Origin of the sequence: Acinetobacter sp. YH12156, from assembly GCF_013418235.1 — a bacterium.
Lineage (GTDB): Bacteria > Pseudomonadota > Gammaproteobacteria > Pseudomonadales > Moraxellaceae > Acinetobacter > Acinetobacter pseudolwoffii.
Genome location: NZ_VPCL01000006.1, coordinates 37,003 through 49,239, shown reverse-complemented (window position 1 = coordinate 49,239; position 12,237 = coordinate 37,003). Strand labels below are relative to the sequence as shown.

The following is a 12,237-nucleotide window of genomic DNA, read 5'->3' as shown; positions in this document are numbered from 1 at the left end:
GGCTTATTGGATCTCCACATTTTCAAGTTGAGTCGTTACCTGATCAGCAACTTCAACCACTTCTTGAACTGGAATGTAGCTATTCGCTAACCACGCCATGCTTGAGTTAGACACATCAAGGAAGCTTTGTGGGTATAGACCAAGCCAAAGTAGACCAAACGCGCAGATCAACAATAACGCGATTTCACGTGCATTCAGATCTTTTAACGGATGTGTATAGTGCTGTTTTTGCGCTTCGTTTGGCACACCAAACAGGGCTTTGTGAATCAGGATCAGACCATACAGACCTGCAAAGACCAGACTGATTGCCGCAAGAATAGTGAATGCCGGGAATTGTGCATAAGCACCCATCAAGATCAGGAACTCACCAATGAAGTTACCCAGACCTGGAATACCGACAAGCGCCGCAACAAAGAACATCAGGAAGAATGCAAGATACGGGAACTGACCACGCATCCCCCCCATCAAACGCATGTCACGCGTATGCACACGCTCATATACCTGACCACACATAATGAACAGTGCAGCAGAGGAAATACCATGTGCCAACATCATGATCATCAGACCCTGGAAGGTCAGGATGTTACCTGCGTAAATCGCAAGTAAAACAAAGCCCATGTGGGAAATAGATGTATACGCCAGTAAGCGTTTCATGTCGGTTTGCTGGAAAGCACACCAAGCACCGTAGAAGATACCGATTAAACCCAGAATGATCGCGATATCTGCAAACTGAGCCGAAGCTGCCGGGAAGAATGGAATCACGAAACGCAATAAACCGTACGCCGCAGTTTTAATCAAGATACCTGCAAGGTCAACAGAACCCGCTGTTGGTGCTTGCGCATGCGCATCTGGTAACCAGCCGTGTAATGGGAAAACTGGAAGTTTTACCGCAAAACCGATGAATAAACAGATCATGAATGCATAAGCAAGCGCTGGAACCTGAGCGTCAAGCGTATTCGCCACACCTAATAAATAGTTGTAGTCGAAACGGATTTCGCCAGTCATGGTATAGCCTACAGTCACTAGACCCAGGATACCAATCAGCATCACCAAACCGGCAACCTGCGTGTAAATGAAGAACTTGTTTGCTGCATAAACACGTGACTTGCCTTCTGCCCCTTTATGACCCCAAAGGGCAATCAGGAAGTAGATCGGCACCAGCATCATCTCCCAGAAGAAGAAGAACAGGAACAGGTCAATCGCCAGGAATACACCGATCACACCACCCAAAGACCATAAAAGGTTCAAGTGGAAGAAACCAACGTTCTTTTGAATCTCACCCCATGAACAGCCGACTGCCAGCACACCCAGGAGTGCAGTCAAACCAACCATAAGAAGTGATAAACCATCCACGGCTAAGTGAATGTTAATGCCAAGGGTCTGAATCCAAGGCAGTTTGAATTCGGCAGCCCACGAAGGTGTCGCAGCGCCTAATTCATAGTTATAGGTACCAGTCTGCCAAAGGACGATGGTCAAAACCAAAGTCACCAGCATACCGATTAGCGCGATATAACGCGGCAAGTGTTGGTCGAGTTTATCGACCAACCAGCATATGAAACCTGCAATGAACGGAATGAGGATCAGAGCCGGCAAAATAATATTGTTTGGAGCTTCCATTTTATTTCCCCACGACCTGAATCACGATCAAGATCATCAGTAGGACAACGACACCGAGCCCCATACTAGATGCATATTCACGCAGTGAACCGGTTTGACGTGAACTTGTAAAGCTGTGACCACTTTTGACCAGTGCAGGAAGTACCAGCCATAAGCCATCAATTGGATCACGACCGAACAGTTTAGCGAACAGCAAATATGGCTTGACGAAAATCAGGTCATAAAGCTTGTCGAAACCTAATGCATTACGGCAGATATTAACCAGACCCGCACCTACAGAAGTGGCAGCAAAACGTTTGACTGCATTGTAAGCAAAAGCGAACAGCACCACACCGACCACAAGACCCGTCAATGCAACAGCAATGGCGATGTATTCAGCACCATGTGCACCTGCTTCAAGCGCTTCAGGAATAATGAAGGCTGGAATTTGGGCTGCATCTAGAATGCTCATCACGGGTGCTTTCAGTACGATTGCCAGACCTGTCGAAAGGACAGCAAGAATCGCCAGTGGCGCCCAGTAAGTTGCACCTTTGATTTCATGATAAGGCGTGTTTTCTTTGCCGAAGAATACCACCCAGATTAGACGGAATGTATAAATCGAGGTTAAGAAAGCACCTGCAACACCGACCCAGTACAGCGTGTTATACACTGGTAAACCAGCAATATGACTTTGCGTCCAGACTGCAGCAAGAATTGCGTCTTTTGAGAAGAAACCAATGGTCAGGAATGGAATTGCTGCCAAGGCACCGCCACCAATCGCGAAACATGCAAACAGGAATTTGTTCTTGTAGAACAAACCGCCCATCTTGAAGATGTTTTGTTCGTGATGGTAAGCCAAAATTACCGCACCAGACGACAAGAACAAGAGTGCCTTGAAGAATGCGTGAGTCAGCATGTGGAATAGACCCGCCTGATATGCTTCAGCACCTACTGCCATAAACATATAACCGAGCTGACTCATGGTTGAGTAAGCCAGAATACGTTTGATGTCGGTCTGAACCAATGCAGCAAAACCAGCCACAAGCAAGGTCACCGCACCTGTGATCGAAATAAACACCATCACTTCTGGCGCAAGTTCAAAGACTGCAAACAGACGGCAGCACAGGTAAACACCCGCCGTTACCATGGTCGCAGCATGGATCAATGCAGAAACAGGTGTTGGACCTGCCATTGCATCGGCTAACCATGTTTGTAATGGGATCTGTGCAGATTTACCTGCCGCACCCAAGAACAATAACAATGCTGTCCAGATGGTCAGCGAAGAACTTTGCGTCATTACAGTCGCTGCATTTTCAACGATGTACTGAATGTTCAAAGTACCGAATTGCTGGAAGATCAGGAACATGGCAATCAGCAGGAATACGTCACCGATACGGGTAACAGTAAACGCCTTGATTGCCGCCAGACCATTTGCAGGGTTCTGGTAGTAATAACCAATCAGCAGGTATGAACACAGACCTACACCTTCCCAACCTAAGAACAATAACGCCAAGTTATCGCCAAGAACGAGAAGCAACATGCTTGCAACGAACAGGTTGAAGTAAGAGAAGAAACGTGCAAAGTCTTCTTCACCACGCATGTACCATGAAGCAAAGATGTGAATTAAGAAACCCACACCTGTCACCATGCCCAGCATTAGTAAAGACAAACCGTCGAGTTGCAAGCTGATGCCCGGTGCAAAACCACCGACATTGAACCAGGTCCACAGGTGCTGAACATAGAGTTCTTTACCATTGTTAACAAAGTCCAGACCTGCAATCAGTGCAAACAGTGCCGATAAACCAACTGCACCGACACCAATTATCGCTGCAACATTTTCAGGAAGCTTGTTGCGCCCCGCCGCTAACAGGACAAAACCAATGAGCGGAAATAAAATTGTTAGATATAAATAACTCATCCGCGCATCTCACTAGCAGCATCCACATCCAGGTGATGGAAGCGATGATAGAACTGAAGGACGATCGCAAGACCAATACAAGCCTCTGCCGCAGCAAGCGTCAGGATCAGGATGAACATGATCTGACCATCTGGCTGTGCCCATGCACTGCCCGCCAGGACGAACGCCAAAGCAGCAGCGTTCATCATGATTTCAAGGCTCATTAAAATAAATAGTAGGTTGCGTCGCACCATTACACCGTAAAAACCCAGTGCAAAGAGAATAGATGCAACGATCAAACCATGCTCTAAAGGGATGTTGCCCATTATTCTTTTTCCTCTTCTGCATCTGGCTCACGTTTACCCAAATGGAATGCAGCTACTAATGCAGCAAGCAATAACATCGCGGCAACTTCAACCAACAACAAGTACTGCGTAAAGAGTGCTTGACCCACGGCTTTCGGGCCCACCATTTCCACACCCATTACCAGTGAAGGCTGTGCGTAATCAGAGTTTAATACCCATACCAGTACCAGACCGATCAGGAAGCTCATCAGCGCCGGATAAGCCCACGCCGATGAAGTTAACCATTTACGTTCTTGTTCAACGGTTTGTTCACCCAGATTCAGCATCATCACCACGAACACGAACAACACCATGATCGCGCCAGCATAGACAATAATTTCGAGGGCAGCCGCGAACGGCGCACCAACGATCATGAACATGCCTGCAACAGCAAGCAAGGATACGATCAGGCTTAATAAAGCATGTACCGGATTCGCGTTAGTCACCACGCGAACCGTAGAGACAATGGCCACAAGGGCCATTAAATAAAATGGCCACATCATGGTAATAGACTCCGTACATCAACAGGTGCACTTTCACGCTGTGCTTGACCTTTGTCCTTGCCTGCAACTGCCATACCGGTGACACGGTAGAAGTTATAGTCAGGATATTTACCAGGACCAGAAATCAGCAAGTGTTCTTTTTCATAGACCAGGTCTTGACGAACATATTCACCGAGTTCGAAATCCGGGGTCATTTGAATGGCTGTGGTTGGACAGGCTTCTTCACACATACCGCAGAAAATACAACGTGAGAAGTTGATACGGAAAAACTCCGGATACCAGCGACCATCTTCACGTTCTGCTTTTTGTAATGAGATACAGCCTACCGGACAGGCAACCGCACACAGGTTACATGCAACACAACGCTCTTCGCCATCAGGGTCACGCGTTAATACAATACGACCACGGAAACGTGGTGGCACGATTTCTTCGGCCGGCACTTCTGGATATAAAATCGTGTCACGTTTACGCGTTACATGGCTAAACACCATCCAAAGCGAACGAACAATCGATCCAAATCCAGCTAGAAATTTAAACATTTTGTTCTCCCTGCCCTTACCACAAGATCACGGCACCAGTCACCAACAGGTTGACTAGAGCTAATGGCAAGCAAATTTTCCAACCAAAGTTCATTACCTGATCATAACGTGGACGCATTAATGAACCACGTGCCAACACGAACATCATTACAAAGAATGCTGTTTTGATAATGAACCAGAATGCTGCTGGAAGGAACGGAATTTCAAGGTTGAATGGCGCGAGCCAGCCACCGAAGAATAACGTCACGATTAAAGCAGAGATCAGTACTACGTTGACGTATTCCGCAACGAAGAACATCCCCCACTTCATGCCGCCGTATTCGACATGGTAACCTTCAGCCAGTTCTTGTTCTGCTTCTGGTTGGTCAAATGGATGACGATGCGTCACCGCAACACCCGCAACCACGAAGATCAGGAAGCCAAGGAACTGAGGCACCACGAACCAGACATCACGTTGTGCTTCAACGATTTCACGCATGTTGAATGAGCCGGCAATTGCCACCACACCCATCAGCGAGATCCCCAGGAACACTTCATAAGAAATGGTCTGAGCCGCAGAACGTAAACCACCGAGTAAGGCGTATTTGTTGTTGGATGACCAGCCACCGAACAGTACTGCATAGACTGCAATACCTGCCATTGCCATAAAGAACAACAGGCCGATGCTCATGTCTGCCACACCTAGATAAGGTGAAACAGGAATAACCATGAACGACAGCACAGCAGTTGCCATCGCAACTGCTGGCGCCATACGGAAAGTCAGTTTGTCAGCAAATTTTGGTGTCCAGTCTTCCTTGAACATGATTTTCAGCATGTCGGCAACAATCTGGAACATACCGCCCGGACCGACACGGTTCGGACCGTAACGGTCTTGCCACAAGCCGAGTAAACGACGTTCAATAAAAGACATCAACGCAGCGATCAATACCACAACCAGTAAGATCACGATCGCTTGAATGACTGAATAGGCGATTGGCCAGTTTTCAGCCCACAGCGGCGTTTGACGGATTAATTCTTGTTCCATGAATTACACTCCAACCGCGACTGAAACAGGCTCTGCCAGAGATACCGTCGGTGCCAGACCGATTGGGTAGCCAATATAACCTGTCGGTAAGTATTCAATGACTTGTACAGGCAGAACGATTGACGTCTCGCCTGCTTTTACTGTCATTGTTTGACCATTTTGAACATTCAAGCGGGCTGCATCCTGTTCACCGACCGCAAATACCGCTTCAGGAATACGTGTTTCCATCGCCGGTGTTTTTACGGTGAATTCACCTGAACCAAAGATATGGTGCATTGGAACTAGGCGGAAGCTTTCAGCATTAACCAAAACAGGTGCCGGTGCAACAAAGGTACGTGCCGGAAGTTTTGCCAAACGGTCGAATAAACGAACGCCTGAATCACCACCTTTCAAATGACCGCCGACATTGTCCTGGAATTTGTTCCAGGCTTGCGGCGAGTTCCAGCCGGCAGACCATGCAAATGGTACCAGTGCTGAAGGTGTTTGAGTTCCGACATAACCTTCCATCGAGAAGGTTAATGCAGAGTCTTTGTCCACTGGCTGTTTTGGCTCATGGACAGACAATGGCGCGCGCATCGAAGTACGACCTGAGTAACGACGTGGTTCACGTGCCACTTTAAGACCATGGACACGGAAGCCCGCATCTGGTGCTACATCCAAAATACCGTCTAAAGCAGGTACGTTTTTCGCAACTGACTCGATCACATCATCCAGCAACGTCCAAGAAATCGCTTTGCCTTTCACGCCTGTTTCCAGAGCGTGTAACCAGCGCCAAGATTCTTTGATTGCCAATTCAGGATTATAGTAGCTCGGGTCATACACTTGGTAGAAACGTTGTGCACGGCCTTCTTGCGATACCACCGTACCATCACCTTCAGCAAAGCTTGCAGCAGAAAGCACGATGTCGGCTTTTTTCACTGTTTCAGTTTCAGAGTGATCTAAAACAATCACGTCTTTGCCTGAAAGTGCAGCATCCACTTGTGCAGCAGGTAGACGACGATACAGATCGTTTTCAACCACGATCACTGCATCATAATCTTGTGCAAAGGCTTGCTCTAAGCTTTGACCACCGAAGATTGCCATACCCATCGAGTTCACTTCAGGAACTGTCAAGGTCAAGCCTGCATTACCCAGATTTTGTGCAACTTGTGCAGCAGCTTCCATGATTGATGCATCTTGTAAGCTGGTACCCGAGATGATCAATGGTTTTTTCGCAGCTTTTAAGGTGTCGGCAATCGTTTGTGCAAATGCTTTCGCATCGTCATCTAAACCGAGAATTGCTTCGCCCTTCACGCCCGCAGCAACAGCAAAACCTAAACGTGCAATGTCGTTTGGAGAAGCAACCACTTCACCTTCGGCAACATCAGACAGACGGGTTTGTGTCGCAGCCAGGATGTAAATCGGAGATTTCGCATCTTGAGCAATACGTTGCACCGGCTCAGCCAACCATTCTTGGGTACGACGTTCCGCTGCCATCTCTTTGCCTTTATTTTTCGCAGCTTGGCGAACAGACAAAGCCATACGTGGCGCAGTTTGGGTTAAGTCTTCACCTAAGATCAGAACTGCATCATAGCTTTCAATTTCACGCATATTCGGGTTGTAAACACCCTCGGTTTGCATGATTGAAGCTGCAAGTTCAACCAGATTTTGCTCTTTTTGAGATAAACCTGTTGAGAAGTTCTCTTGACCCACCAATTCACGCAGCGCGAAGTTTGATTCAAGTGATGCACGCGGTGAACCAATCCCCAAAACTTTTTTGTCCTGGATATTTGCAATGACCGTATCAAGTGCTGCATCTACTGAAACAGTTTCTACAGTCGCACCTTTACGGAATTGTGGCTGACGCGGACGGTCTTCGCGGTTCACATAACCTGTACCGAAACGGCCTTTATCGCATAGGAAGTATTGGTTAACTTCACCATTGAAACGGTTTTCGACACGGCGAAGTTCACCATAACGCTCACCCGGAGAGATGTTACAACCTGAAGAACAGCCTTGGCATACGCTTGGCGCATATTGCATGTCCCATTTACGGTTATAACGTGCCGAATGAGTTTTATCGGTAAATACACCTGTTGGACAAACTTCAGTCAGGTTACCCGAGAATTCAGATTCTAAAGTGCCTGATTCCGGACGACCGAAATACACACGTGATGCGTTGGCATACACGCCGAAGTCCGTACCACCTGCATAGTCTTTGTAATAACGCACACAACGGTAACACGCGATACAACGGTTCATTTCGTGAGAAATGAATGAGCCTAGCTCTTGGTTGTAATGGGTACGTTTGGTGAAACGGTAGCGACGACGGTCATGCTGCGTCATTACGGTCATATCTTGTAAATGACAGTGACCACCCTCTTCACAGACTGGACAGTCGTGCGGGTGGTTGGTCATCAAGAATTCAACAATCGAAGCACGGAAATCTTTTGCTTCTTTGTCTTCAATCGAGATGTAGGTATTGTCAGATGCAGGCGTCATACATGACATGACCAAACGACCACGGGTATCTTCCGGATTCGCGTATTGAGTCACGGCACATTGACGGCAAGAACCGACAGAACCTAAGGACGGATGCCAACAAAAGTATGGGATATCAATGCCAAGACTCAAACATGCTTGTAGCAAGTTTTCCGAGCCGTTGACTTCATACGATTTGCCATCGACATGAATTGTAGCCATAGTCGAATTCCTTAAGCTTGTTCTACGGAGCTAACTTGAGCAGCGGCATTCACCACCTTCGCTTCAAATTCGCCACGGAAATGTTTGAGTGCGCCCATGAGCGGTTCCATTGCACCCGGTGCGTGGGCACAGAAAGTTTTACCGATCCAAAGCTTACGCGTTAACTCTTGTAAGTGATCGATATCTTCCTGTTTACCTGTGCCATTTTCCAGCGCTTTTAACGCTTTCACTGCCCAAGGCAAGCCATCACGGCAAGGGGTACAGAAACCACATGATTCGCGTGCAAAGAATTCTTCTAGGTTACGTGTTGCTGAAACCATACATTGGGTTTCATCAACCACCATGAGCAGACATGTTCCCAAACGAGAACCGGCTTTCATGATGCTTTCCGCATCCATCGGAAGATCGATATGCTCGGCCGCCAGGAAGTCCGTTGATGCACCACCCGGTAACCATGCTTTCAGCGTTAAGCCATCGCGCATACCACCCGCGTGATCTTCAATCACTTCACGCGCAGTCGTACCAAAAGGCAATTCCCATAGACCCGGGAATTTCACTTTACCTGATGCACCATAGATTTTGGTACCTGGATCTTTCGATTTGCCCGCAGACAAGCCGATATACCATTCAGGGCCACGCAGCATGATGGCGGGTAAGTTGTTGTAGGTCTCTACGTTGTTGACAATCGTAGGACGACCCCAAGCACCTGCAACTTGCGGGAATGGCGGTTTGGTACGCGGGTTGGCACGACGGCCTTCAAGCGAGTTAATCAATGCAGTTTCTTCACCACAGATATAACGACCTGCACCGGTATGCACGTGTAACTCGAAGTTCCAGCCGGTACCCAGGATGTTATCCCCTAAGTAACCTTTGGCTCGAACTTGCTCAAGCGCTTCATTTAAGTACTGAGCCGCTTCGATGTACTCGCCACGGATAAAGATATAACCATGGGTTGCTTCAAGCGTATAACCCGCGATCAGCATCCCTTCGATCAGTTGATGTGGAAGATCTTCCATCAACAAACGGTCTTTGAAGGTACCTGGCTCCATCTCATCGGCATTACAAATCAGGTAACGTGGACCTGAATTGTCATTTGGCGCCATTAGTGACCATTTGATGCCTGCCGGGAAGCCTGCACCACCACGACCTTTAACAGTCGCTGCCTTCACCACGTCCAATACATCTTTAGGCGACATCGACAGGGCTTTTTTAAAGCCTGCATAACCTTCTAGCGCTTCGTAATCATCTGCATTACGTACGTTCGCTTGTTTGCTTAAACGCCAGGTGAGTGGATGCGTTTCCGGGTTACCGTCGCCATAAATTGGTTTTGGTTCAGTATTCATACATACTTCTCCAACAGCTGTTTCACCGAAGTCACTTCAACCAGACCGTGCGTGTCTTCATCAATCATTAAGGTTGGGCCTTTGTCACAGTTGCCCAGGCAGCAAATTGGCAGCAAGGTAAAGCGACCATCTGCAGTCGTTTGACCAAACTGAATGCCTAATTCGCGCTGGAATGCTTCTGCCAAAGTTTCCGCACCCATCAAGAAGCACGCAATCGAATCACATAACAAAATTACGTGACGACCGACCGGCTGACGGTAAATACGGTTATAGAAGGTTGCCACACCTTCCAGATCTGCAACGCTCATGCTCAGCATTTGCGCGATGGCATTCATTTGCGCATCATCTACCCAGCCATTACGGCGTTGTACACACTTTAGCGCGTCCAGACACGCCGCACGTGGGTATGGATAGTGCCCCATGTGATGTTCGATATCGTGAATTTCGTCCGCAGTCAAAATTCCTTCAACGTTCACACGTGGCTTTTTATCAGTCAAAATCATCATAATGCGTTTACCCCTTAGCGATCCACGTCAGCCATTACGACGTCAATGGTCGCTAAATAAATGATTAAGTCAGACATGAGGCTGCCGTTAATCACAGAAGGCATTTGCTGTAAATGCGTGAAGGTTGGTGTACGAATACGGGTACGGTAACTCATGGTTGACTTGTCTGAAGTCAAGTAGTAGTTCGACGCACCTTTCACCACTTCCGCCATCACAGATGCTTCACCTGCCGGCATTACAGGACCCCAAGATACGCTTAAGAAGTGCGTAATCAAGGTTTCAATATCTTGTAATGTCTTGTCTTTTGGTGGTGGAACAGCCAGTGGATGGTCTGCTTTGTACGCACCAGACGGCATGTTGTCTAGACATTGCTTGACGATTTTCAGTGATTCTTCGATTTCACGGAAGTGAACCATGACACGTGCATAAGCATCGCCTTCGTACTCTAAAGGAACCTCGAAATCGTAATTTTCGTAGCCACTGTATGGACGATATTTACGAACGTCAAAATCAATGCCTGTAGCACGTAGACCTGTACCGGTTACTCCCCAAGCCAATGCAGATTTAGCGTCATATTGCGCTACACCTTGGGTACGACCCATGAATACAGAGTTGCGTAATGCAGCTGTGTAGTATTCATTCATACGCTTCGGCATCCAGTCGAGGATTTCGCGAATGAGGTGCTGCCAGTTGTTTGGAAGGTCGTGCGCAGTACCGCCAATACGGAACCAAGCTGGGTGCATACGGTAACCCGTGATCGCTTCAATCGCGTCATAAATCTTTTGACGGTCAGCGAACATATAGAATACTGGGGTCATACCGCCGGCATCCTGAATTGCAGTACCAATAAACAACAAGTGGTTATTGATACGGAACAATTCCGACATCATCACACGGATACATTGCGCACGGTCCGGTACAGTAATGCCCGCCATTTGCTCCACGCCCATCACATAAGGCATGTTTTGTGCACAACCACCCAAGTAGTCGACACGGTCTGTATACGGAATGAATGAATGCCAGGTTTGACGTTCAGCCATCTTTTCCACACCACGGTGGTGATAACCGATATCAGGCACACAGTCTTTCACTTCTTCGCCGTCCAGCTGCAAAATCACACGGAATGCACCGTGCGCAGATGGATGGTTAGGCCCCAAGTTCAGGAACATGAAGTCTTCATCGGCATTACCGCGCTTCATACCCCAATCTTCAGGCACGAAACGCAGATGTTCCTGTTCGTAGTCCTGCTTGGCCTTGTCTTGCAAATACGGGGTATATTCAGTCGCACGTGCAGAATATTCTTTACGTAGCGGATGACCTTCCCAATAGGTTGGCAACAAGATACGACGGAGCATTGGATGCCCTTCGAAATTGATCCCAAACATATCGTAAGCTTCACGTTCGTACCAGTTGGCATTTGGCCAGATGTTGGTTGCCGTCGGAAGATTCAGATCACTTTCAGCTAAGGCAACCTTAATACGAATGTCAGTATTACGCTCGAGCGACAACAAGTGGTAGAACACTGTGAAGTCAGACGCAGGTAAACCGTCGCGGTGCGTACGCAGACGCTCATCTACCGCAGACAAGTCGAACAACATCACGTAAGGACGTGATACTGTACGCAAGAACATTAAAACTTCTTGTACACGTGCGCGCTCAACCCAGACTGTCGGGAAATCCTCGAAAGTCGTTTGCACATAGAAGTTCTCACCAAATTTGGTTTTGAGTTCTTCAATGATGGTAAATGCTGGGCGTGAATCAACTGGTGTTGATTCTGGCATAGCAATGTCAATTTCAGCCATT

At 47.7% G+C, this 12,237-nt stretch carries 10 protein-coding genes; all 10 read right to left on the bottom strand.

The window, feature by feature from the left end; translation table 11 throughout:
* Positions 1-3: 3 nt before the first annotated feature.
* The 10 genes from nuoM to nuoC are packed head-to-tail and all read right to left on the bottom strand — an operon-like array spanning position 4 to position 12,236.
* Positions 4-1,617 carry an NADH-quinone oxidoreductase subunit M gene (gene nuoM / locus FTU87_RS07525; protein WP_100329150.1) on the bottom strand — a complete coding sequence of 538 codons (1,614 nt, stop codon included), beginning with the start codon at positions 1,615-1,617 and terminating at the stop codon, positions 4-6.
* Position 1,618: 1 nt separating this feature from the next.
* Positions 1,619-3,514, bottom strand: a complete 1,896-nt coding sequence (gene nuoL, locus FTU87_RS07520) for an NADH-quinone oxidoreductase subunit L (RefSeq protein ID WP_005097915.1) — start codon at positions 3,512-3,514, stop codon at positions 1,619-1,621.
* Entirely contained in the window at positions 3,511-3,819 is a 309-nt protein-coding gene (nuoK, locus tag FTU87_RS07515) for an NADH-quinone oxidoreductase subunit NuoK (protein ID WP_004280769.1), read from the bottom strand. Before nuoK ends, nuoL begins: the two co-directional genes overlap by 4 nt.
* The gene (gene nuoJ / locus FTU87_RS07510) at positions 3,819-4,337 is read right to left on the bottom strand and encodes an NADH-quinone oxidoreductase subunit J (protein ID WP_171063341.1); all 519 of its coding nucleotides are present in this window, start codon (positions 4,335-4,337) and stop codon (positions 3,819-3,821) included. The genes nuoK and nuoJ overlap by 1 nt, the downstream gene beginning before the upstream one ends.
* On the bottom strand, positions 4,337-4,879 hold the full coding sequence (gene nuoI / locus FTU87_RS07505) for an NADH-quinone oxidoreductase subunit NuoI (protein WP_005097919.1): 543 nt from the start codon (positions 4,877-4,879) through the stop codon (positions 4,337-4,339). The genes nuoJ and nuoI overlap by 1 nt, the downstream gene beginning before the upstream one ends.
* Before the next feature lie 16 nt (positions 4,880-4,895).
* Positions 4,896-5,903 (bottom strand): NADH-quinone oxidoreductase subunit NuoH, encoded by a 1,008-nt coding sequence (gene nuoH, locus FTU87_RS07500; RefSeq protein ID WP_005097920.1) that lies wholly within the window; start codon positions 5,901-5,903, stop codon positions 4,896-4,898.
* 3 nt (positions 5,904-5,906) lie between these two features.
* Positions 5,907-8,585 (bottom strand): NADH-quinone oxidoreductase subunit NuoG, encoded by a 2,679-nt coding sequence (gene nuoG / locus FTU87_RS07495; RefSeq protein WP_074383463.1) that lies wholly within the window; start codon positions 8,583-8,585, stop codon positions 5,907-5,909.
* Positions 8,586-8,596: 11 nt separating this feature from the next.
* Positions 8,597-9,928, bottom strand: a complete 1,332-nt coding sequence (gene nuoF, locus FTU87_RS07490; protein WP_005097923.1) for an NADH-quinone oxidoreductase subunit NuoF — start codon at positions 9,926-9,928, stop codon at positions 8,597-8,599.
* Positions 9,925-10,434, bottom strand: a complete 510-nt coding sequence (gene nuoE, locus FTU87_RS07485; protein ID WP_004280775.1) for an NADH-quinone oxidoreductase subunit NuoE — start codon at positions 10,432-10,434, stop codon at positions 9,925-9,927. Before nuoE ends, nuoF begins: the two co-directional genes overlap by 4 nt.
* 14 nt (positions 10,435-10,448) lie before the next feature.
* Positions 10,449-12,236, bottom strand: coding sequence for an NADH-quinone oxidoreductase subunit C/D (gene nuoC, locus FTU87_RS07480; RefSeq protein ID WP_180096925.1), 1,788 nt, complete (start codon positions 12,234-12,236; stop codon positions 10,449-10,451).
* Position 12,237 lies beyond the last annotated feature (1 nt).